Source organism: Mycobacterium sp. 141 (genome assembly GCF_000382405.1).
Taxonomy (GTDB): domain Bacteria; phylum Actinomycetota; class Actinomycetes; order Mycobacteriales; family Mycobacteriaceae; genus Mycobacterium.
In genome coordinates, this window is record NZ_KB908272.1 from 61,455 (window position 1) to 82,868 (window position 21,414).

Genomic DNA, 21,414 nt, shown 5'->3' on the forward strand with positions numbered 1-21,414 from the left:
TCTAGGCAAACGCTACCTCAACGCGCCGGCTCGACTGTGCCAACAGTCCGGACTTTTGAATCGCGGATCTTCGGCGTGCCGGTACCCACATCGGACTCCGGGGACGCGATGATGCAGATGTGGCTGTTGATACGAATGTGACCAACGTCGTGCCGGCGCCCGAGCCGGTCGGACCAGAAGCTGACGAGGCGCGGGATGAACCCGGAGCCGTTCCCGGTTCGCAGTCGCAGCAGCGGGTCTGGTCGATGCCCAAGCCTGCGGTGACGCGCAAGCAGGTCGACGAGGTGGGGCGGATCGCCGTCAAGGCCGGCACGGCCATCGTCGGGTTCATCACCGAACTGGCTCGGCGCGGCGCCCGCGCCGTGAGGCAACTGTGCCGCGCGATCGAGGCAGTTCCGCCGACCGTGCGCCTGCTGACCACGTCGGGCGTACTCATGCTGCTGGGTATGGTCGGTGCGATTTCCCTGCACAACTCTGTGGGCCTGAGCTGCATCATCGTCGTGGTCCCCGTGTGCTCGGCGATCCTCGGCGCACTCGGACACCGGTGGTACAGCGGGCTTGACGGACAGCCCGCGCCGCGGGCGGAGGGCCCGGCTGCTGCAGCCGTGATGTCCGATCTGCAGCGTTCGGTCGAGTACGTCGACAACAAGCTCACGGTTGCCCTCAACGCATTCGGTGCCGAACGTCAGCAACACGCAATGATCGCCCTGTTCCAAGCCAAGACTGCCGTCGAACTCACGCTCGGTACCGAGCAGGACACAACGAGCCGCCTTGATGTATTACTGCCTGCGGGAATCCATGACGCACGGCCGCGAATCCGGGCCGGTTCCGCCCTGGCGGCGTCATGAACGACGGGCACACCCTCTCCGGGCAGGTCGCGCTCATTGAAGACGACTACACCTTGGTCATCAATCGTGGCGCTGAGGCAGGTGTGACGCCGGGCATGGTTTTCGCCGTGCACTCCGAGTCGGCTCAGATGATCACCGACCCCGAATCCGGCCGGGAATTGGGCAGACTCACGCGTGAGAAACTGCGGGTGCGAGTGTTCGATGTGCAGCCATTGTTCTCCCGCGCACACACATTCGCCAGGACCGACGACTTCTACGGTCTGTTCCAGGCGACGGGCGTGGTCACCGTAGATGTTGGTGACCGCCTTGAATTGGTACCTGGTGAAGCCGGTGCCCTTCGGGCGACGTTCGGATAGGTCCGGAGTCCGCGGCAGACTCTCAGCGGCTGATCCCTGGCTCGGTAACCGGGGTCAGCTCCCGAACACCGACACGACTTTTTTGGCCGTGGCCTTCGCGGACCCCGGATTCTGGCCCGTCACCAGCCGACCATCGGCGACGACGTAGGAGGCAAAGGGAATCAGGCCCTTAACGTAGCGGGCGCCGCGCTTCTTCATTTCCTCTTCGACGTTGTAGGGCACCAGCTTGTCGACCCGCGCGAGCACCTCCTCCGACCAGGAGAAACCGGTCAGCTTGCGCCCGGCAACCAGAAGCGACCCATCGGACAGCGTGGTGTTGAGCAGCCCGGCATAGCCGTGGCAGACCGAGGACACGATTCCGCCGCGCTCGAAAATCTCGCGGGTGATGCGTTGCAGCCCTTCACTATCGGGGAAATCGAACATCACCGCGTGGCCGCCGGTGAAGTAGATCGCGTCGAAGTCCGCCGAATCGATCTCATCAGGTGAAGCAGTGGTGGCCAACAGTTCCATCTTCGCGGGGTCGGTCTTCCACGACTTTGCGCTCTTGTCGTAGTTCGGAAACTTCAGTGAGCGCGGTTCCAACGGCGAGAGGCCGCCCTTGGGGCTGACGATCGTCTGTTGGTAACCCGCTTCGGCGAAGACGTCGTAAGCGTGTGTCAGCTCCGAGAGCCACAATCCGGTCGGCTCGGACGGATCCTCGTAATGGGAGACGTTGGTGACGACGTTCAGGATGCGCTTGGTCATCTCCTAAGGATTCCGTCGCCGGGCCGGCGTTGCCAGTAACTGGCCACTTATCACAACTTCTTGGCCATCCGTCACCTGTCGAGCGATGCACGCTCGCTCCTAACCTGGATACCGCATGATGAGAGCAAACAGCCACGGCCACATGAGGTGTATGTGAGTACACACGAGGTTCTGCGTTCGCCGGCAAGCGCTGCGCTACTGGTCGACCTGGCAGCAGGGGACGGAATGGCTCACGCCGACTCACTGCACGGCACACTCCTGACCCGAGAAGCCCTCGACGACCTCGACGCCGAGGTCCGCCTTCGCGATGAACTGCAGATCCTCGGCAACATCCTCGACGCGCTGTCTGATGTTCCGGGGCTGGGCGTCGAGGCCGGGCTGCGCTGCCATGCCGCGTCGCCGGGGCTCTGGGGTCTTGCGCTCATGAGCTCCCGGACACTGGGAGATGCGATGGCGGTGGGGATGTCGCTGGCCGCGCTCAGCTTCTGCCTGTGCCGGCTCAGCGTCTCCACCGACGAGGCCGACGGTACCGGCCGGTTGGTTCTCGACCCCACAGCGCTGCCGGTCCGCGTCCGCCGATTCGCCGTCGAGCGCGACAGCACCGGCATCCAGACGTTACAGCGCGATCTGCTCATGAAACCCGATGCCCAGCTGCGGGTGGCCTATACGATGGCGCGCCCACCCGAGGAGGTCGTGCAGAAGTACATCGACGTGTTCGGCGTCGAACCTGAGTTTGACGCACCGCAGAACTGCCTGATCGTCAGCCTGGAATCGTTGAGTGCGCCGCTGCCCCAGGCCAATCAGTACGCCCGGTCGATGGCGGAGAAACAAGCGGTCGGACTGCTCAGACAGCGATCGGCACGGGCCGGCGTCGCGGGCCTGTTGCGCGATCTGATGCTGGCGAGTCCGTCACCCGTGCTGTCGCTCGACGAGGCCGCACGGCAACTGATGGTCAGTCCACGCACCCTACGGCGACACCTCGCCGGTGAAGGGGTGTCGCTGCGGGTGCTGCAGGAAGAGGTGCGCGAGACGCTGGCCGAGGAGCTGCTCGTCACCGATGGCCGTTCTGTCGCGGAAATCGCTGAACGCCTCGGCTATTCACAGGTATCCAGCTTTACCCAGGCCTTCCGGCGGTGGAAGGGTGTCGGGCCCCAGGAATATCGCCGGCGGGCGCGCTCTCGATGACGGCGCCGGATCTGCATTCCAAGCGGCCGGCAGCGAGTCTGGTGCTGATGCTCGACTGGGCCGCCGAGTTCGGCTTGACCGCACAACAGTGTCTTGTCGGCACCAGGATCACCCCGGCCACCGTCCGGATTCCCGCCGCCGAGGTCACCGGACAACAGGAACTCAGGGCCATCGCGAATATCGTTGCGGCTCTCGGGGACCGGCCGGGGCTCGGCTTGCAGGCCGCGGCCAGGTATCCGGTCACCGCCTTCGGAGTGTGGGGTTTTGCCATCCTCACCAGCCCGACCCTGGGTGAAGCGGTCGACGTCGCAGTGAGGTTCGTGCGACTGAGTTACGCCTTCTGCACCTTCGAAACACACCGCCATGGTGACGATCTCTCGATCGTGATCGACGCCCGTTCCGTGCCCGCGCCGGTACGCAGGTTCGTGCTGGAACGTGATGCAGCGGCCATCCCGAATCTGTACCGGGAGATCCTCGGCACGCCCCCGCCACCGAGCCGCATCTCGTTCGCACTCCCCGACCCTGGACCGGCCGTCGGACTGTACGAGGAGATGTTCGGCGCGGTACCCGACTTCGACGACGCGATAACCTCGGTCACCTTGTCGGCGGACCTGCTGAATATGCCCCTGCCACAGGCGAGTACCCACACCGCCAAGCTCGCCGAACAGCAATGCCGGCTGCTGCTCGAGCAACGTGAAGCCCGCACGGGTCGCGCGGGTCTGGTCCGCGATCTGTTGCTGGCCGACCCCGCCCGGCCACCGAGCCTGGCCCAGGTGGCAGATCGGCTGTCGTGCAGTACGCGAACGCTGCGACGGCAACTGGAGGCGGAAGGCACCTCGTTCCGAAAACTGCTCGATGAGGTGCGCCACCACCTGGGGACGGAGTTGTTGCAGAGCGGCATGACCGTCGAGCAGGTATCAAACCGGCTGGGATACAACGACGTCAGCAACTTCTCGCACGCATTCCACCGATGGAAGGGCGATAGCCCACGGGCCTATCTGACCCGGCAGAACACGACAACACACCCACGCACGACAAACAGGTAAAGGAGAACACTGCATGTATGCGATAACGCTCAACGGTTTTGGCGAGCCAGAAGTGATGGAGTGGGCGCAGGTCGACGACCTGCCCGCACCGGGTCCAGGGCAGGTCGCCATCGACGTGGTGGGCGCCGGAGTGAACCGTGCCGACGTGATGCAACGGATGGGCTTCTACCCGCCACCGCCGGGTGTCAGCGAGGTCCCCGGTCTTGAGGTGTCCGGGTATATCGCCGAAGTGGGCGCCGGAGTGCAGGATTGGGCGCCCGGCGATGCGGTGTGCGCCCTGCTGGCCGGCGGAGGGTACGCCGAGCGGGTAAACGTGGCGGCGAGCCAGGTACTACCCGTGCCAGAGGGCGTCAGCGTCACCGCCGCGGCGGCACTGCCCGAGACCGCCGCCACGGTGTGGTCGAATGTGGTGATGACCGGTGGACTACAGAGCGGTCAAACCCTGCTGATCCACGGCGGTGGCAGCGGAATCGGCACGCACGCAATCCAAGTGGGTCGTGCACTGGGTGCCAACGTGGCGGTGACCGCCGGTTCGCAGTTCAAGCTGGACTGTTGCCGCGACCTCGGCGCGCAGACGTTGATCAACTATCGGGAGCAGGATTTCCCGGCGGTGGTCAACTCCGAATACTCCGGCGCCAACGTCATTCTCGACATCATGGGCGGCAGCTACCTGCCCAAGAACGTGCAAGCACTCGCCGAGAACGGGCATCTGACGATCATCGGGTTGCAGGGTGGGGCCTCAGCCGAACTGGATCTCGGCGCACTGCTCTTCAAACGCGGATCGGTGCACGCGACGAACCTGCGTCGCCGGCCCGAGCAGGGGCCCGGTTCCAAAGCCGAGATCATCGCTGAACTGCGGCAACAATTGTGGCCATTGATCGCGCAGGGAGCGGTCAAACCCGTCGTCGCAGCCGAAGTCCCGATCACCGATGCACCAAAGGCACACAAGTTGCTCGACTCCGATCAGACAGTGGGAAAGGTTCTGCTCACCGTGCGTGAACCGTGACTTGCCAACACGATCACCCGGTGAGGTGGGCGTCGAAGAACCCGACCGGGCCCCTGGCACAGCGCCAGAAACCGTCGTGCTTGGCAACGCGGACTGCACCTTGCGCGACTGCGGCGCTCGCGACACCACGACCAGCAGAATCGAGACCCTGCCTCGCTATGGAGTGATCGCCACACGCAGCACTGGCACGTTGCACGTCGGCACTCGTCCGGTACGCGCTCAGTACAACTACTTCGCTGTGAACGCCACCGCTGGAGGCGCGCTGATCGAGCAGGTGATTCTCGTGGTCGACGAGGCCTATCCGGCCATCATCGGCGAGGTGGAACAGCTCACCGCCACTTTGCACCGATCCTTGCTGACAAGCATCGACCGCGCCGCTGAGGCACCCGCTGGTCGAGCGGCCGCATGTCCAGTGTCCACACCCCCACCCGTACGTTCAGAGGCGAACGTAGCGAACAGGGAGAGCTATAAGCGTCATCCGTGTCAACTACCTGACCAACTTCCACTACGGAGACGATGTGGTCCTGCTGAACATGGATCGCGCGGGAGTGCTCGAGTTTGCAGCCGTGCTGCGCGACGCGGCACAGCACGGCGGTTCTCGGCTTGAGCATGCCGGCGTGGTTCACGAGTTCCGTATCGAACCCGGCGCGACCGACATCGACCCAGGGCCGACGCATGTCGTGTGGCGAGTCGATCAGGCACGGGCAACGGAGATCATCGAGGACCTCGAGGGTCTCGGCGAAGGTGAGCACCGTGCGTGTCATCGGTACGTCGACGTCATTTATCCGTGGGAGCAGCCCCAAGTAGTGGCGACCACCCCACCGCACGATAATCCGACGATTACAGCTACGCACCAAGGGGCGTGGCCCCGCACCCGGATCGACGAAGGAATCGACTTCGGGCAGAGCTGTCGGTGATGTGGGCGGTCGGCGGCTCCGCGGCACCTCGGTGTACATGTCCGTCTCCCGGATGCGCCCTGACATGTCCGGCCACCGCGTATTCGCACGCCCGCGCAATGGGAAGCCAGCACAACACCGTAGAACTGCGACGAAGGTAGCTGCGTGCTGTCTTCCGCACCGGTCCTTCGTCGGTTCCTGTCGCTGACCTTCGCCACATCATGGATATTCGGCAGCTACGGCACCAGACCGCACCGCACGGACTTCTGCAAACCAAAATGTACTTAACGCCAATGGGGGTCAAAATGGCGGTCAAGCCAAGGATCCGACTCGACCGGAAGATGAAAAAACCGCCTGTGAGCAGGCGGTTTACTTGTCGGGCTGACAGGATTTGAACCTGCGACCACTTGACCCCCAGTCAAGTGCGCTACCAAGCTGCGCCACAGCCCGTGGTGCCTTCCGGATCTCTCCGGTAGCGGTCGAAAGCGTACCGCAGCTGCCCACCCTTTTCGTAATCCGCCCCACCGGCCCCCGGTCGACGCTCAGTGCGCGAGGTTCGGCCTCCCGCTGGCACTCAAGTCGGAGACGCGTCAATCGTCACCGTGACCGGCTCCTGACCCTCGTCAAAAGCCGCAAGCACGCTGCCGCGAGGAGCGACCATTGCGCGATCTTGCCCGCCCCGGCACCCACGAGGACAGCGCCACCAAGACCGTCGCACCCACCCGCCCCCGGCGCCTGCTGAACGATGATTCAATGAACATTCCGACGTCATAGAGCAGCACCTTGTGGTGCCACGCGAAAGCCCCGGGGGTACTCCAGGCATGAACGGCCGCGTGGCGTCGCCCGGATTGACCTCGACCACCTTGGTACCGAAGCTGCGACTCGTCACGGCCAGTTGAGGAACGCCGTCGGCGCTGCCACCGATGCGAAACTCGACGCGCTTGCAGTGATCGTCGCGGATGCGGGCCACCACTACCGGCTGGACCAGCTATTACAACGCCGATCAGCAGTTCCACGAATCAGTGGCTGCGGCAAGCTATCTCGCTTGAGCGATGAACGAGCAGTGCACGGGCACTACCGCTACGTCATTCCGTACTCCGGGCGGCCTCCGAGATTGCACCAGCCCACCTGAGTCAGACCGTCACCAACCGGTACAGCCCAATCAAACCGACCACCACGATCACACCCCGCAACGCGTTCGGCGACAGCCTCCGTCCGTAGTGCGCGCCGAGGAATCCGCCGACCAGAGAACCCACCGCGATCAGACCAGCCGCCGCCCAGCTGATCCGGTCGAACGCGACAATCGTGTATGCCGCCGCGGCGACAACGTTCACCAGCAGCGCCAGCAAGTTCTTGGCCGCGTTCATCCGCTGGATCGACTCCGGCAACAGCGCGCCCATCACGGCGATCAGCAGGATCCCTTGTGCCGCAGTGAAATATCCGCCGTAGATGCCCACTGCGAAGGTGCCGAGCACGAGCGCGATCATCCGTCGCGGGCTGACGTGGTCGGCAGACTGCCCTGACTCGTCGGCCCGCCGCCGCGCCCATGCCTGGATCCGCGGACCGATGACCACCAGCACCAGCGCCAGGATCAACAGCACCGGAACCACCTCGACGAACACTTTCTCCGGCAGGTGCAGCAGAAGCCACGAGCCCAATCCGGCGCCGATCAGCGAGCCGGGAATCTGCCAACGCAGCCGGTTCCACTGCCCGCGCAGCTCACGGCGGTACCCCCAGGTGCCCGAGACGCCACCGGCAACCAGGCCGACAGCATTGGACATCGTCGCGGTGACCGGAGGAAAGCCCAGCGTCACCAGCGTGGGAAACGTGATCAGCGTGCCCGATCCGACGATGGCGTTGATCGCCCCCGCCCCGACTCCGGCCAAGGCAATCAAGATCATGTGGGTGACAGACACCCGGGCCACCCTACCCACGTGATTTGTGTGCATTTGTCGGCGCCTACCGCCGGTAAATGCACACAAATCACTCGATCAGCGGCGCTTGGGAGCGCCCCTCTTCTCACGGACCCGCACATTGATCCGGATCGGACTGCCCTCGAAACCGAACGTCTCACGCAGCCGACGTTCCAGGAACCGGCGATAGCCGGCCTCCAGGAACCCACTGGTGAACAGCACGAACGTCGGCGGCCGGCTGGCTGCCTGGGTGGCGAACAGGATGCGGGGCTGCTTTCCCCCACGCACCGGTGGCGGGGTCGCGGCAACCACTTCCTTGAGGAAGGTGTTGAGCTGGCCGGTCGAGATCCGCATGTCCCAGGACGCCAGCGCCGTCTCCAGCGCGGGCACCAGCTTCTGCACGGCCCGACCGGTCTTGGCCGAGATGTTCACCCGCGGCGCCCACTGCACCTGTGCCAGTTGCCGTTCGATCTCACGGTCCAGGTCGTAGCGCCGCTCTTCGTCGACCAAGTCCCACTTGTTGAACACCAGCACCAGTGCCCGGCCGGCTTCGATCACCATCGACAACACCCGCTGGTCCTGCTCGGTCAGCGGCTGGGAACCGTCGATCAGCACCATCACCACTTCGGCGGCGTCGATCGCACCGTGCGTGCGCACCGAGGCATAGAACTCGTGCCCGCTGGCTTGCCCGACTTTGCGGCGCAGCCCCGCGGTGTCGATGAAACGCCAGACCTTGCCGCCCAATTCGATCAACGAGTCGACCGGATCGACCGTGGTACCCGCCACGTCGTGCACCACGGACCGCTCGTCACCGGCCAGCCGGTTGAGCAGTGAGCTCTTGCCGACGTTCGGCTTACCGACCAGCGCGACGCGGCGCGGGCCCCCGCCACCGCCTGACAGCTCCGACACCTCCGGCAGCTTCGCTATCACCTCGTCGAGCAGATCGGCGACTCCACGCCCGTGCATGGCGCTGATCGGGTGAGGCTCCCCGATGCCCAGCGACCACAGCGCAGCGGCATCGGCCTCACCGCGGTCGGTGTCAACCTTGTTGGCTGCCAGGAAAACCGGCTTGCCCGACTTACGCAGCAATTTCGCCGCGGCTTCGTCGGCAGCCGTCGCCCCCACCACCGCGTCGACCACGAGGATGATCGCATCGGCGGTGCGCATCGCCACCTGAGCCTGATCGGCCACGAGCTGTTGCAGCCCCTTGGCGTCGGGTTCCCATCCCCCGGTGTCCTGCACCACGAATCGCCGGCCGACCCAGCTCGCGTCGTAGGACACCCGGTCGCGGGTAACGCCGGGAATGTCTTGTACGACGGCTTCGCGACGGCCCAGGATCCGGTTCACCAAGGTGGACTTGCCGACGTTGGGCCGACCGACCACAGCGAGCACCGGCGGAGGCGACGTCACTTCCTCGATCGCCTCGGCGACAGCTTCGCCGATCTCCCAGTCACCCTCGTCATTCCGCGTGCCGTCGGATTCGGTCGAACTCATCGTCGTACTCCCGCATGTTGGATCACGAGCTCCAAAAGGCGTGTGACCACTTGGTTTTCGTCCATATCGCTGGTGTCGACCACCAGTGCGTCGTCGGCAGCCCGAAGGGGTGACACCGCTCGGGTGGAATCGAGATGGTCCCTTCGCTGCACGTCTGCCAACACGCTCACGTAATCGTCAGGCAGCCCGCTGGCGATGTTCTGCGCGTTACGCCGGCGTGCCCGCTCCTCGGCCGAGGCGGTGAGGAAGATCTTCACATCCGCATCCGGCAACACCACCGTGCCGATGTCGCGGCCTTCCACCACAACTCGTCCACCGCTGGCCGCCAGGGCACGCTGCAAGTCGACCAGCCGGGCCCGCACCAGAGGCACGGCCGACACTGCCGACACCGCGCGAGTCACCGCGTCGCCCCGAATCTCAGCCGAGACGTCTTCGCCGGCAAGGTAAGCGCGGTCCACGTCAGGATCCGAGCCTAGGCCGACTTCCGCATCGGCTGCCGCTCGCTCGATGGCAGACTCATCGCTCAGATCGGCGCCGGCACGCAGCGCGGCCAGCGTGACGATTCGATACATCGCCCCGGTGTCCAGATACCGCGCCCCCAGTGCACGCGCCAAAGCTCGTGACACCGAAGACTTTCCGGTTCCGGCAGGACCGTCGACCGCCACTAACAAGGACCCGCTCACAAACCCACCGCCTGATAAAGCTCGCCGATTTCCTTACGGCTGAGCGCTCTGATACTGCCCGGACGCTGATCACCCAGCGACACCGTGGCGATATCGGTGCGCACGAGCTCCTGCACCGGGAAATCTACTGCGGCCAGCAACCGTCGCACGATTCGGTTGCGTCCTTCATGCAGGGTGACCTTCACCATGGTCTTGCCAGGCACCGTGTCGACCACCGCGAAATCGTCGACATGTGCCGGACCGTCGTCCAATTCGACGCCGGCCCGCAGCTTCTTGCCCAGCCCGCGCGGCACGGTACCGAGCACGGTCGCGACGTAGGTCTTGGTCACCTCGAAGGACGGGTGCATGAGCCGGTGGGCCAGCTCCCCATCGTTGGTCAGCAAAAGCAGACCCTCGGTATCGGCGTCGAGGCGGCCCACGTGGAACAGCTTCTTGTTACCGCGAACCCGGTGCTCCACAAGATCACCCACGCATGGCCGGCCACGATCGTCCGACATGGTCGAGTGCATGCCGCGGGGTTTGTTGATCGCCAAGTACACCAGGGTGTCATCGAGCACGATGCGGGAACCGTCGACGCGGATCTCTGCCGCCGCGGGGTCCACACGAGTACCCAGTTCGGTGACCACCCGGCCGTCGACCTCGACACGGCCGTCGGTGATCATCCGCTCGGCCACCCGGCGGGACGCAATTCCGGCCTGCGACAACACTTTTTGCAGTCGCACTCCCTCGTCAACCATGTAAGTCCTTGTCCACGTCGAAGGTCTGTGGCCGGTCACCCTTTGGCGAACCACCGTTGAGTTTGGCGAATCGCGGTTCGTCACCGAGTGATTCGCTCAGGTCTTCGATCACGTCGACATCGGGCAACAGCGGTGCGATGTCGGGTAAATCGGTCAGTGAGCTGAGCCCCAGCCGCTCCAGGAACAGCTCGGTGGTAGCGAATGCCGTGGCCCCGGTGTCCGGATCGGTACCGGCCTCGGTGATCAACCCGCGGGCGAGCAACGTCCGCATGACAGCGTCGACGTTGACGCCACGGACCGCACTGACCCGCGTCCTGGTCACGGGCTGGCGGTAGGCGACCACCGCGAGGGTTTCCAGTGCGGCACGGGTGAGTTTGGACCGTGCTCCGTCCAGCAAGAGGCGCTCCACGTACGGGGCGTAGCGCGCACGGGTGTACATCCGCCACCCGCCACCGGCCTCCCGGAGGTCGATGCCGCTGGCGCGGGCTGCCAGTTCCTCGGCCATCAACCGCAGCTTTGCGGCGATCCGGTCGGTCGGTTGTTCGGTGGCGCTCGCCAGCGCGTCGACCGTCACCGGGGTGTCGACCACCAGCAGCAGCGCCTCCAGCACGGCCTCCAGTTCGTCGTCCTCCAGCTCGGAGACGGCGACGTCGACGTACCGGTCGGCCCCGAGGTCGACAACAGACGGGATCTCGTCACCGTTAGCCATTTCGTCTCGCTATTCTTCCGCGTCAGCGGTTGCCAGGTGTTCGCTGGTAGGCCGATCTCCGGTCCACGAAACCTGGAGCACACCAAGCGGTTCTGATTGCTCGAATGCTACCGCCCTGGCCCGGAACAATTCGAGCAGCGCCAGGAACCGCCCGACGATCTCGATCCCGGCCGAACAGTCCGCCACCAGCTCGGTAAACGTCGCCCATTCGCCGATCCCGCGCTGTTCGAGCAGGCCCAGCAGTCGCTGCGCCTGCTCGGGCACCGACACCTTCGGCGCGTGGATATGGTCGGTCCCGACCGTCGGCACCGGGCGCGGGGTGAAAGCAGCCGCGGCGATGGTGGCGAACTTCTCAGCATCCACCCCGAGCATCACCTCGGGCAGCAGATCGGAATACCGGTCCTCCAGCGACACCGCGCGCGGATAGCTGCGCAACGCCGCCGCCTCCAGTTCGGCGAACATCTCGGCGACGTGTTTGAACGCGCGGTACTGCAGCAGCCGCGCGAACAGCAGATCGCGGACCTCCAACAGCGCCAGATCCTCCTCGTCGTGCACCTCACCGGCGGGCAGCAGGCGCGCGGCCTTGAGGTCCAGCAGCGTGGCCGCGATCACCAGGAACGCCGTCGTCTCGTCGAGTTCCAGCTGCGCGCCGATCTCTTTCGTGTAGGCGATGAAATCGTCGGTCACCTGGTGCAATGCGACCTCGGTGACATCGAGGCGGTGCGCGAAGATCAGTTGCAGCAGGAGGTCGAACGGGCCCTCGAAGTTGGTGAGCCGAACCCGGAACCGGCCCGACTGACTGTCGCTCGAAGCAGCAGCAGGTGCTGCGCCTACGGCGGCATCGGTTACCTCCGTGCTCTCGACATCGTTCACATGCCGAACCGATGAATGACTTCGGCAGCCAGCGCTCGGTAGGCCACCGCACCCGCGGACTTCGGCGCCCAGGTGGTGATCGGCTCACCGGCGACGCTGGTCTCGGGGAAACGGACGGTGCGGGTGATGACGGTGTCGAACACCAGGTCACCGAAGCGCTCGACCACGCGGGCCATCACCTCGCGGGCGTTGACCGTCCTGGGGTCGTACCGCGTGACCAAGATCCCGCTGATCTGTAGTCGCGGGTTGAGCCGGTCATGCACCTTGTCGACGGTGTCGGTGAGCAGCGCCAGCCCACGCAGCGAGAAGTATTCGCATTCGGTCGGGATGATGACGCCGTCGGCGCAGGCCAGTCCGTTGACGGTGAGCAGGCCCAGCGACGGCTGGCAGTCGACCAGCACATAGTCGTAGCGGTCGAGCACCGGATACAGCGCCCGCGCCAGGGACTGCTCGCGGCCCACCTCGTTGACCAGCTGGATCTCGGCCGCCGAAAGGTCGATGTTGCTGGGCACCAGGTCCAGGCCGCTGACCCGGGTCTTGATGAGCACGTCGTCGATCGAGACCCGCGGCTCGACCAGCAGGTTGTGCACGGTCTGGTCGAGCTCGTAGTGCGGCACCCCCAGGCCCGCCGAGAGCGCCCCCTGCGGGTCGAGGTCCACCAGCAGCACCCGACGGCCGTATTCAGCCAGGCTGGCACCCAGGTTGATGGTCGAGGTGGTCTTACCGACCCCGCCCTTCTGGTTGCACATCGCGATGACCTTGGCCGGACCATGCGTGGTGCGGGTCTGAGGCTCGGGAATGGTGCGTAGCGGCCGACCGGTCAGGCCCAGCTCGGGTACCGGGTCGTGTCCGTCGCCGTCGATCATGGCCGCTCCTCGCGCAAGCGCTCGATGCGCGACCACCACCGGCCGGGCAACCCACACTTGGCGAACATCCAGGCAAGTTTAACGTTGCGACGCGCCCGTACCGGGCCGACCCGCGGTCAACGTGCGGATCAAGCCCGCACCGCTTGGGCCTCGCGGTCGAGGCCCGCGGCCCAAAGCCGACCCGTCGGAGCCCTCTCACCGCTTTCCTCGCCGATGCCGATGCGGTTGTGTGGCCGGACCGGTGTCGCTTCCAACAGCAGCGCGACCGCCGTGACTCGCGTCATGGTGTGAGAGGCGTCATGGTGTGAGAGACAGTGCCCACTCAAGCTCGTCGGCGATATCCTTAGCGACCTGAGCGGACTGTTTGGCGACGAACGAAATGAGCCCGGGGCGCGACAGGAATCCGACGAACCGCAACCCTGGCGCCGCAGGAACCGGACCGGTCGAGCGCGGCAGGCCACGTTCGTCCAAGACCCCCAGATGGCCGACCATCGGTTCCAGACCACGCCGGTATCCGGTCGCACAGATCACGACGTCGGGTTGTAACCGCTGACCGTCGATGAGCAGAGCCGAGTCTTCACTGAATGATTCGACGGTCGGTACCACCTCGAACAGTCGGGCCCGGATGGCCCCGACTACCTCGCGGTCCACGACCACCGGCGTCCGGCCGAGGCGCTTGCCCCTGGTGAACACCCCTTCGGTCGGTGTCGGCAAACCGAATTCGGACAGGTCTCCGACGCCCACACGGAGCGCGACACGGGAGACCGCGTCGGCGAGCCACAGCGGCGCGTCGTAGAGCCGATTGGTGATGTAGTCCGACGGGAATCCACCGGGCAGTGCACACAACAGGACGTGCGGTGCAGTGCGCACTGCCAGCCAAGCCTGCGCCGCTCCCCCGCTGGCGACGTCGTAGACGATTTCCATTGCCGAGGATCCCGCCCCGACCACCAGCACGCGTTTCCCTAGGTACGGCTTGGGATTTCGGTAACTCGCCGAGTGCAGCACAGTTCCTCGGTACGAGCTGAGGCCGGGCCAGTCCGGGATTCTCGGGGTGTGCTCGTGGCCGGTGGCCACAACGATCTGCTGGGCACTGATGTCTCCCGAAGTCGTGGCCAGTACCCAGTTGCCCGCCATCTTGTCGATCCTGACCACACATGTGCTGAGCATGAGATCAAGGCCATCTTCATGCGCGTGATGATCCAGGTGCGCGACAACCTGATCCCGGGTCGGGAAGGTCGCGGTGCCTTTAGGGTACGGCCGGTCGGGCAGGTGGGACGTCTGCCGACGAGTGTTGAGTTTCAGCCGGTCGTACCGACCTTTCCAGGACGACCCGACATGATCGGCCCGGTCGATCAGCAGCGGGCGGATACCCCTGTCGCTCAGGCTCAATGCCACAGCGAGTCCCGAAGATCCCGCTCCGACGACGGCAACCTGATGCTCGCGCACCGCGGCCTCCTAGAGCTTGCTCCGCAGCGCAGTCAGGACCGCCCCAGTCGATGACCTTCCGCCGATGGTCACGCGCACGCCACCGTCCGGATAGTGCTTGACCCGCACGCCCGCATCATCGAATACGTCACGCCAAGGCACTCCGCTTGCGGGTAGGTAGATGAAGTTGGCATGAGCCTCGGTGCTGGCGATGCCCATGGCCCGCAATCCCGCCCGCAGGTTCCTGCGTTCCGAGGTGAGAAACCTGATCCGTTGTAGCAGTTGCGATTCCGCCCGGTAGGACGCTGCAACCGCAACCAGGCTCGTGGTGCTCATCCCGAATGGCAACTGCATCGCCCACAGTTTGGCGGCCAGTCCACGAGATCCGAATGCGTACCCGATGCGCAGGCCCGCGAGCCCATACGCCTTTGAGAAGGTCCGGATCACCACGACGTTGGGGAACCGATGCACGAGATCGACCGAGTCGATGCGGTCGGCCGCTCCGACGAATTCCGCATACGCCTCGTCGATGAGTACCACGGTGTCGCTGGGAATACGGGCCAGGAAGGCTTCCAGATCTGCCGCTGACTCCACTGTGCCCGTGGGATTGTGCGGCCGGCAGATGGCCACCACCTTCGCATCGGATGCGGCGTCGGCCATCGCATCCAGGTCGTGGCCGCCAAGGCTGTTCAGCGGCACCTTGATCGGTGAGATCCGCACCATGGCCGAGACGATCGCGTACCCCTCGAACGTCGGATCCGCGAAGACGATCCGGTCCCCAGGGTCGGTGATGGCGTGCAGCACCTGCAGCATGACGCCGGTTGCCCCGGGTCCGAGGATGACCTGCTCATCGGAGATTCCGATATGGCCAGCTATGAGGTGCCGCAACCGCTCGGGCAGGAACTCCGGATACCGGTTGGCGGCATCGATGGATTCGATCAGCGCGGACCGTACCGCAGGCAGGGGCGGGAATGGATTCTCGTTGAGCGACAACGCCATCGGATCCACCGCCATGGGCAGCGCACCGATGTCAGCGTTCAGCGGCAGTTCCGTGATGCGCGGCAGCGGCCGAGATTCGGCGACGATAGTCATGATTCCCTCCCGCCCGCGCGAACAGCACGGTCATCCGGTCGTTTGTTTGGGGCAAGACGGGTATAGGCGGCCTTGGCAAGCGAAACCTGCCCCTTGGCCGCATACCACATCAACCGCATGGTGGAGACCTTCTTGGGCGCCACTAGTGTGCCGGCCAGCCATTGATTGCGCGATTCCCGCCGGCGCAACTTTCCGCTGGAGGTCCGCGGAAGCGTGCCCGGGGCGAGCAGCTCAACATGAGCCGCCAGAATCCCGGTGCGTTCCCACACTCGCTTCGAGACGTCGCTCGCCAGGCTGGCCGGTGCGTCGGAAGTGGTTTCCACCAGCAGCGCCAGCGCTTCCTCTTCCTCGCCGGCAGGAACAAAGCCGACCGCTACCGCACATCCGGTGCGCACGCCGGGCAGCCCGTCGAGCGCCGCCTCGAAATCCTGCGGCGCGTGGTTCGCACCCCGGATGATCACAGTGTCCTTGGCACGGCCACAGACGAACAACTCGCCATCGTGGACGAAGCCAAGGTCACCGGTCTCAAGCCAGCCGTCGTGCAAGGCCTGATCGGTGAGATCAGGGCGGCCGAAGTAGCCGACCATCACACTGGGACCGCGGACAAAGATGCTTCCGACCTTATCGGGATCCAACGTCTGGGAAAGCTCGTCGCGGATCTCGATCTCGACACCGGCCAGGGGCTGGCCCACACTCACCAGTTCTTTGCGTCCCGGCACCACCCGGCCCGAGTAGGCCAGGGTGTCACCTTCCACGCCGTAAGTTCTGAACTGGGTCTTGGACGGCTTGAACGTCAGTGCGAGTGATGCCTCGGCCATCCCGTAGCAGGGCGTCAGCGCTGACGGATCGAAACCCCACGGCGCGAACCGCTCAGCGAATCGGCGCTGCACCGCGGCGACGACGGATTCCGCACCGTTGAAGCACACGCTCCACGAGGACAGGTCGACCCCGTCCAACTCCTCGTCTTTGATCCGATTCACACACAGGTTGAATGCGAAGTTGGGTGCTGCCGAGTAGGTGCCGCGGTACCGGGAGATGGCCCGCAACCACGCGGCCGGCGTCGCAACGAACAACTCGGGCGGCAGCAATACCAGCGCACCCTCGACATAGAACGCCGACAACAGATTCCCGATCAACCCCATGTCGTGATACAGCGGCAACCAGGACACACCCACTGGATTGACAGTGCCCTCCTCCTGGAGGCGGCTGTCGATCGAGGCGAGATTGGACAACAGGTTGCGGTGGGTCAGCGCCACGGGTTTGGGGTCGTGCGTTGTGCCCGAAGAGAACTGGATCAAGGCGATGTCGTCGGGAGCTACGTCGACCTGGTCAGAGTCCTCCCCACCCAGATCCGACGCGATCACACAGCCCAACCGTGGCGCTGCAGCCTCCACCGGGACGCCGAGAAAGCGACGGATACGCTCGTCGGTCACCACCAGTGCCACGTCGGCGGACTGCAACATGGCCGTGGTCTTCTGGTGGTATTCGTCCATCTTGCCCAGCCGCACGGGCGGGTACAGCGGCACCGGAATGGCCCCCGCGCACAGTATCCCGAAGAAGCTCTCCACGAACTCCGGGCAGGTCGGCAACACGAGCGCAACGCGATCCCCTTTGCGCACACCACGTTTCATAAGATCCGCGGAGATTGACAGCGCACGCTCGTGGATCTGCGCCTTGGTGACTTCCTGGTCTTCTTCGCGGGTGTTCACGAAGAACAAGCTCAGATCCGTGCGCGCCGCGGCCGCGAGAGCAGCGGGGAGCGTTTCGTACTTCGGGACGATGGCGTCGGGGCCCTTCATGACTGCTTCTCCACGATGCGCCGCAGCACGAGCCGGCCGAGGTCACCGACGGTCCGCAACTCATCGGCGTCGTCGGCGTCCAAGTCGATCTCCCAGCGGTTCTCGATCCGGAGGACGAGCGACATCACCCGTAATGAGTCGAGTCCACCGTCCAGCAGCGAGGATTCCGCGCTGAGACTCGGGATCGGCATCTCGGCCGAGATCATGGCGATGATGTCGTCGGTGACAGCAGCCAGACTCGGTACCTGTCCTGTCGGAGATGTCATTGCGGCCTCCCACCCCATTGAATTGCGGCGGCACCCGCGAAGTCCCCCGCGTGGGCGAATCCCGCCATCATCACCACATCGCCGGTCTTGACCTGACCGTCGTTGATCGCAGCCTCCAAGTTGGCCGGTATGCCGACCGCAAAGAGATTGCCGCACTGACCGAAGGTGTCGTGGTGCCGTTCGCGGGGCAGCTCGAGCGCTTCGTCCCAGTTGCGTAGCAACAGCCGATTGGGCTGGTTGGTCACCAACAGGTCGAGGTCGTTCGATTTCACCCCGATCCGCTCGCACACCGCCTTGACCACCTGAGGCACCTGACGGTTGCCGCGCGAGAGCACCTTCATGATCTTGGCCTCGCTGAAACCGACGTAGCCCTGTCCGGGGCCGGCCTCCCACCACTTCCGTGGCGGATCGGTGTCGAGGGTCATGTCGACCGCGTTCTCACCGAAAAACCGGCATTCGATGTCCAGCACTGGAGACTGGTCGGACAGCGTGACCAGTCCCACCGCGGCCCCATCACCGGGTACCGACGCCTGTGCCAACTTGCGAACCTGATCCTGCTCGAAGATCTTGCCCGCGGCGTTCACCGAGGCGGCGATCAGCGCGGTACGGCCCGCACCGGACCACAGCAGTTGGCGCGCGAGGCTGAGCATGTACACAAAGGCTGCGCAGCCGCCGTTGTGCACGTCGAGGATCCACTTGGGTTTGATGCCGAGGCGCGCTGCCGTCTCACCGCCGGCTCCGACGATCGGCAGATCGGGCATCTGCGAATGCGTCAGCAGGATGTCGACCTCATCGAGCAGCCCACGCCCGTGCCTGGCCGTCAGCCCTGCGACCGCCCGCTCGATCATGTCGACGTTGGACTCGTCGAGTGTCGAATGATGCCGGTACTCGGGCGGCGCGAACATGGGGTTGTCGCGCAGTGAGTCGGTTTCCGAGTGGTCGGTGTACCACTGTGCCGGCACTCGGTTCTCCGGTAGATAAGTGGCGACGTCAAGCAGGCTGACCGCCGGATTGCGAGTGTCCTTCATCCTCGACCCACGCTTGCTTCGTTGGTTTCTCGCATCCAATCGGGGGTGATGGGCAGTCCATTGTGGTGCCGGTACTCGGCGATGGCCTTGAGATTGCGCATTTCCAGCAGATGACCGGCGCCGAACATGTCCCAGAAGTCACCGACCCACACCGGGCGGTTCGGCGGCGCTGTCTCCGGATAGGCATTGTGGTCATAGAACGGATGGTGGCAATTGGTCCACAGCACAACCGATCCCGGCTTGTTGAACACCAACTGCGCGTCGACGACCCGCATCAGATAGATCATCCAGAGATGCTTGCCTTGATCCCATGCGCAGTGGTAGTCAACCGTGCGCGCCTGGGGATTGGCCACGGTCCTGGTGTAAATTTCGGTCTCCGAACCCAATTTGTCCCACGCCTGCCACAAACCGGGCTCATCGGTTTCCTTGAAACCGCGCAGGCTGTAAGTCCATTCCTCCAGACTGCGGGTGTCGGCCAGGTATTCGTACAGTTCGTCGGGGGGGCAATCGATGTAGTCGTTGACGGTGCAGTACTCGCCGAATACCTCATCGTGCGGATAAACCGAGTGCATCATCTCCAGGATGATCGGCGTCGCCTTCTCCCGCGGCGACGTCTCGATCCGATGGACCCCCTCAATGGGGTCAGAGCTGCCGGAATGGGCGGCGATGTCGTCAAGCGCTGGCAGGGACATTGACCGTACCCTCCTGTTCTGTTGTGTGACTGTTCTCGACAGCGGCCGTGCCGATCGCCGAGAGAAACGGTGCGAACGGTGGTATCTCGTCCGCAGAACATTCGATACTCACGACCGATGGGCCGTCGGTCCTGAGTGCCTCGTCGAGCGCAGTGGGCAGTCGATCGATCGTGGTGACATCGATCGAGGCCAGACCCGGGAACATCGCCGCCAACCCGGCACCGAGTCGGCTGGGCGAGAACCGGTTGTAGCTGTATGCGTCGTCGTAGTAGAGCTGCTCACGGGTCACGCACATCGCATGGGCGTTGTTGTTGAACAACACCACTGTCACCGGCAACCGGTACTGGATGGCGGTGTGCAGCTCCAACCCGTGCATGTAGAAGGATCCGTCGCCGGCGATGATCACCGTGCGCCCGCGCCGGGCGAACGCCATCCCGATCCCCGCACCGAAGCTGTAGCCCATCCCGCCCATTCCCAAGGCGACGATGAACCGTCCGCCCCGCCGTACCGGCAGATAGTGGACTGCCGAGGCGCCCGTGTTGCCGGCATCGACGACGATGTTCACCTCGTCGGGCAGCGCCTGGTCGAGGGCGAGCATCGCGTCCCGGTAGCGCACGCCGCCGTCAGAGCACGACGGTGGGGCAAGCTCGGTCTGCGGCACGACGTCTGGCACCCGAACACCCAGTGGCCTGCCATGGCCGGTCAGCGCGCGGGTCAACCGCGACAGGGAGGCCTGCAGATCCTCGGTGTGCACGTGGGTGCAGGGTAGATACGGTGGCGCCGAACCTATCGACAGTGTGTGCGTGGTGCCGAGCACGGCGTCGAGCCCGGTCCGGGCCATCACCGGCATGCGGGTGCCGACCAGCAGACACACGGCGCTGCCAGCGACCGCGTCGACCGCTCCGGGATGCCCGATCACCCCGGTGACACCCAATGCCGACGACGATCCCAGCCCGGGGATCCCCGCGACGTCCTTGGCGTCGGGAACACAGGCGACGCGTGCCCGCAGCACCGCGCGCAACTGCTCGAGTTCGGCGCGGGCGTCGTCTCGGGCGACCTGCTCTCCGGCGATGATCGTGATGGGCCCGTTGGCACGGCGTAGCGCCCGGACGAGCGGGTGTGGATCGCCCACCTGCTTCTGGCCAAACCCCTGACCGTTGTGCAGGATCGGTCCACCGAGCCCCACGCTCTGCTGCTGGATGTCTTTAGGCAAAAGTAGGACGGCCGGACCGCCGGTGCGCGCCGCGGCGATCGCACGTGGCAGTGCGGTGACGATGTCGCTGGGTCGCAGCACACGTTCACAGCTCACCGACACCGCTCCGAACAGCGCCTCGGCATCCAGCGAACCCGCGCGGCCGCTGGTGTCCTGGAAGCTGCCCCGGCCGTCGAGCGTCGTGGGCGTCTGGCCGATCAGAGCCAAGACCGGAACTCTGCTCGCAAGCGATTCGCCCAACCCGGGTACCAGATTCAGGCATCCTCCGCCAGAGGTCGCCATGACGACGCCGAGGCCCGCGCCGCTGCGACTGTATCCGTCGGCCATGGTCGCGGCGGAGAACTCATGTTTTGCGAGTACGGCGGTGATACCGTCACGGAAGTACGCGGCGTCGTACAAGTCTTCGATGTTGGCGCCGTCCACACCGAACATATGGGTCACCCCGCCGGCGGCCAGATAGTCGACGATATGATCGACGACACGGTACGAGGTCGGGCGTTCAGATACGTCCCTTGCTGTAGCTGCCATATTTCACCCTCGGAT

22 protein-coding genes and 1 tRNA gene are annotated in these 21,414 nt (G+C 64.9%); 6 read left to right on the forward strand and 17 right to left on the reverse strand.

The window, feature by feature from the left end:
• Positions 1 to 119 precede the first annotated feature (119 nt).
• On the forward strand, positions 120 to 848 hold the full coding sequence (locus H276_RS0119035; RefSeq protein WP_019972877.1) for a hypothetical protein: 729 nt from the start codon (positions 120 to 122) through the stop codon (positions 846 to 848).
• Complete coding sequence (locus H276_RS0119040) at positions 845 to 1,204, forward strand: hypothetical protein (protein ID WP_019972878.1); 360 nt, start codon at positions 845 to 847, stop codon at positions 1,202 to 1,204. Before H276_RS0119035 ends, H276_RS0119040 begins: the two co-directional genes overlap by 4 nt.
• Before the next feature lie 54 nt (positions 1,205 to 1,258).
• Here the strand turns inward: H276_RS0119040 and H276_RS0119045 are convergent, their stop codons facing one another.
• Entirely contained in the window at positions 1,259 to 1,948 is a 690-nt protein-coding gene (locus tag H276_RS0119045) for a type 1 glutamine amidotransferase domain-containing protein (protein ID WP_019972879.1), read from the reverse strand.
• Between the two features lie 153 nt (positions 1,949 to 2,101).
• Here H276_RS0119045 and H276_RS0119050 point away from each other — a divergent pair, with 153 nt between their 5' ends.
• The 4 genes from H276_RS0119050 (at position 2,102) to H276_RS23695 (ending at position 6,102) form a co-directional block, all read left to right on the forward strand.
• Positions 2,102 to 3,133, forward strand: coding sequence for an AraC family transcriptional regulator (locus H276_RS0119050; RefSeq protein WP_026357185.1), 1,032 nt, complete (start codon positions 2,102 to 2,104; stop codon positions 3,131 to 3,133).
• Positions 3,130 to 4,179, forward strand: coding sequence for an AraC family transcriptional regulator (locus H276_RS0119055; RefSeq protein ID WP_019972881.1), 1,050 nt, complete (start codon positions 3,130 to 3,132; stop codon positions 4,177 to 4,179). The genes H276_RS0119050 and H276_RS0119055 overlap by 4 nt, the downstream gene beginning before the upstream one ends.
• A 13-nt stretch (positions 4,180 to 4,192) precedes the next feature.
• Positions 4,193 to 5,185 carry an NAD(P)H-quinone oxidoreductase gene (locus H276_RS0119060; protein ID WP_026357186.1) on the forward strand — a complete coding sequence of 331 codons (993 nt, stop codon included), beginning with the start codon at positions 4,193 to 4,195 and terminating at the stop codon, positions 5,183 to 5,185.
• A 518-nt stretch (positions 5,186 to 5,703) separates the two neighbouring features.
• Complete coding sequence (locus H276_RS23695) at positions 5,704 to 6,102, forward strand: hypothetical protein (protein WP_019972884.1); 399 nt, start codon at positions 5,704 to 5,706, stop codon at positions 6,100 to 6,102.
• A 355-nt stretch (positions 6,103 to 6,457) separates the two neighbouring features.
• Here H276_RS23695 and H276_RS0119075 read toward each other — a convergent pair.
• The 16 genes from H276_RS0119075 to H276_RS0119155 all read right to left on the reverse strand — a co-directional run bounded on the left by H276_RS0119075 (position 6,458) and on the right by H276_RS0119155 (position 21,399).
• Positions 6,458 to 6,531 (reverse strand) — tRNA-Pro (locus H276_RS0119075).
• 683 nt (positions 6,532 to 7,214) lie between these two features.
• Positions 7,215 to 7,982 (reverse strand): sulfite exporter TauE/SafE family protein, encoded by a 768-nt coding sequence (locus tag H276_RS0119085; protein WP_081625512.1) that lies wholly within the window; start codon positions 7,980 to 7,982, stop codon positions 7,215 to 7,217.
• 90 nt (positions 7,983 to 8,072) lie between these two features.
• Positions 8,073 to 9,488 (reverse strand): ribosome biogenesis GTPase Der, encoded by a 1,416-nt coding sequence (gene der, locus H276_RS0119090; RefSeq protein WP_019972887.1) that lies wholly within the window; start codon positions 9,486 to 9,488, stop codon positions 8,073 to 8,075.
• Positions 9,485 to 10,171: a (d)CMP kinase gene (gene cmk, locus H276_RS0119095; protein WP_026357188.1), complete on the reverse strand. Its 687-nt coding sequence runs from the start codon at positions 10,169 to 10,171 to the stop codon at positions 9,485 to 9,487. The genes der and cmk overlap by 4 nt, the downstream gene beginning before the upstream one ends.
• The gene (locus tag H276_RS0119100; RefSeq protein WP_019972889.1) at positions 10,168 to 10,908 is read right to left on the reverse strand and encodes a pseudouridine synthase; all 741 of its coding nucleotides are present in this window, start codon (positions 10,906 to 10,908) and stop codon (positions 10,168 to 10,170) included. The genes cmk and H276_RS0119100 overlap by 4 nt, the downstream gene beginning before the upstream one ends.
• Positions 10,901 to 11,617, reverse strand: coding sequence for an SMC-Scp complex subunit ScpB (gene scpB, locus H276_RS0119105; RefSeq protein WP_019972890.1), 717 nt, complete (start codon positions 11,615 to 11,617; stop codon positions 10,901 to 10,903). Before scpB ends, H276_RS0119100 begins: the two co-directional genes overlap by 8 nt.
• A gap of 9 nt (positions 11,618 to 11,626) precedes the next feature.
• Positions 11,627 to 12,490, reverse strand: coding sequence for a segregation/condensation protein A (locus H276_RS0119110; RefSeq protein WP_019972891.1), 864 nt, complete (start codon positions 12,488 to 12,490; stop codon positions 11,627 to 11,629).
• Positions 12,487 to 13,356: a ParA family protein gene (locus H276_RS0119115; protein ID WP_019972892.1), complete on the reverse strand. Its 870-nt coding sequence runs from the start codon at positions 13,354 to 13,356 to the stop codon at positions 12,487 to 12,489. Before H276_RS0119115 ends, H276_RS0119110 begins: the two co-directional genes overlap by 4 nt.
• 128 nt (positions 13,357 to 13,484) lie before the next feature.
• The gene (locus tag H276_RS24865) at positions 13,485 to 13,640 is read right to left on the reverse strand and encodes a hypothetical protein (protein ID WP_019972893.1); all 156 of its coding nucleotides are present in this window, start codon (positions 13,638 to 13,640) and stop codon (positions 13,485 to 13,487) included.
• 13 nt (positions 13,641 to 13,653) lie between these two features.
• Positions 13,654 to 14,802, reverse strand: a complete 1,149-nt coding sequence (locus tag H276_RS0119125) for an NAD(P)/FAD-dependent oxidoreductase (protein ID WP_026357189.1) — start codon at positions 14,800 to 14,802, stop codon at positions 13,654 to 13,656.
• Positions 14,803 to 14,811: 9 nt separating this feature from the next.
• Positions 14,812 to 15,873: a histidinol-phosphate transaminase gene (locus tag H276_RS0119130; protein WP_019972895.1), complete on the reverse strand. Its 1,062-nt coding sequence runs from the start codon at positions 15,871 to 15,873 to the stop codon at positions 14,812 to 14,814.
• Entirely contained in the window at positions 15,870 to 17,672 is a 1,803-nt protein-coding gene (locus tag H276_RS0119135) for a fatty acyl-AMP ligase (RefSeq protein ID WP_019972896.1), read from the reverse strand. Before H276_RS0119135 ends, H276_RS0119130 begins: the two co-directional genes overlap by 4 nt.
• Positions 17,669 to 17,938 (reverse strand): phosphopantetheine-binding protein, encoded by a 270-nt coding sequence (locus H276_RS0119140; RefSeq protein ID WP_019972897.1) that lies wholly within the window; start codon positions 17,936 to 17,938, stop codon positions 17,669 to 17,671. Before H276_RS0119140 ends, H276_RS0119135 begins: the two co-directional genes overlap by 4 nt.
• A complete protein-coding gene (locus H276_RS0119145; protein ID WP_019972898.1) occupies positions 17,935 to 18,966 on the reverse strand; it encodes a 3-oxoacyl-ACP synthase III family protein in 1,032 nt (343 codons plus the stop codon). Before H276_RS0119145 ends, H276_RS0119140 begins: the two co-directional genes overlap by 4 nt.
• Positions 18,963 to 19,658: a hypothetical protein gene (locus H276_RS0119150; protein WP_019972899.1), complete on the reverse strand. Its 696-nt coding sequence runs from the start codon at positions 19,656 to 19,658 to the stop codon at positions 18,963 to 18,965. Before H276_RS0119150 ends, H276_RS0119145 begins: the two co-directional genes overlap by 4 nt.
• Positions 19,639 to 21,399 (reverse strand): thiamine pyrophosphate-binding protein, encoded by a 1,761-nt coding sequence (locus H276_RS0119155; RefSeq protein WP_019972900.1) that lies wholly within the window; start codon positions 21,397 to 21,399, stop codon positions 19,639 to 19,641. Before H276_RS0119155 ends, H276_RS0119150 begins: the two co-directional genes overlap by 20 nt.
• Positions 21,400 to 21,414: the final 15 nt, after the last annotated feature.

Bases quoted from the DNA above. Each gene is read 5' to 3' on its own strand.
- H276_RS0119040 (WP_019972878.1), top strand. From the start codon at position 845: ATGAACGACGGGCACACCCTCTCCGGGCAGGTCGCGCTCATTGAAGAC.
- H276_RS0119045 (WP_019972879.1), bottom strand. From the start codon at position 1,948: ATGACCAAGCGCATCCTGAACGTCGTCACCAACGTCTCCCATTACGAG.
- H276_RS0119055 (WP_019972881.1), top strand. From the start codon at position 3,130: ATGACGGCGCCGGATCTGCATTCCAAGCGGCCGGCAGCGAGTCTGGTG.
- H276_RS0119060 (WP_026357186.1), top strand. From the start codon at position 4,193: ATGTATGCGATAACGCTCAACGGTTTTGGCGAGCCAGAAGTGATGGAG.
- H276_RS0119085 (WP_081625512.1), bottom strand. From the start codon at position 7,982: ATGATCTTGATTGCCTTGGCCGGAGTCGGGGCGGGGGCGATCAACGCC.
- der (WP_019972887.1), bottom strand. From the start codon at position 9,488: ATGAGTTCGACCGAATCCGACGGCACGCGGAATGACGAGGGTGACTGG.
- H276_RS0119100 (WP_019972889.1), bottom strand. From the start codon at position 10,908: ATGGTTGACGAGGGAGTGCGACTGCAAAAAGTGTTGTCGCAGGCCGGA.
- scpB (WP_019972890.1), bottom strand. From the start codon at position 11,617: ATGGCTAACGGTGACGAGATCCCGTCTGTTGTCGACCTCGGGGCCGAC.
- H276_RS0119115 (WP_019972892.1), bottom strand. From the start codon at position 13,356: ATGATCGACGGCGACGGACACGACCCGGTACCCGAGCTGGGCCTGACC.
- H276_RS24865 (WP_019972893.1), bottom strand. From the start codon at position 13,640: ATGACGCGAGTCACGGCGGTCGCGCTGCTGTTGGAAGCGACACCGGTC.
- H276_RS0119130 (WP_019972895.1), bottom strand. From the start codon at position 15,873: ATGACTATCGTCGCCGAATCTCGGCCGCTGCCGCGCATCACGGAACTG.
- H276_RS0119135 (WP_019972896.1), bottom strand. From the start codon at position 17,672: ATGAAGGGCCCCGACGCCATCGTCCCGAAGTACGAAACGCTCCCCGCT.
- H276_RS0119140 (WP_019972897.1), bottom strand. From the start codon at position 17,938: ATGACATCTCCGACAGGACAGGTACCGAGTCTGGCTGCTGTCACCGAC.
- H276_RS0119145 (WP_019972898.1), bottom strand. From the start codon at position 18,966: ATGAAGGACACTCGCAATCCGGCGGTCAGCCTGCTTGACGTCGCCACT.
- H276_RS0119150 (WP_019972899.1), bottom strand. From the start codon at position 19,658: ATGTCCCTGCCAGCGCTTGACGACATCGCCGCCCATTCCGGCAGCTCT.
- H276_RS0119155 (WP_019972900.1), bottom strand. From the start codon at position 21,399: ATGGCAGCTACAGCAAGGGACGTATCTGAACGCCCGACCTCGTACCGT.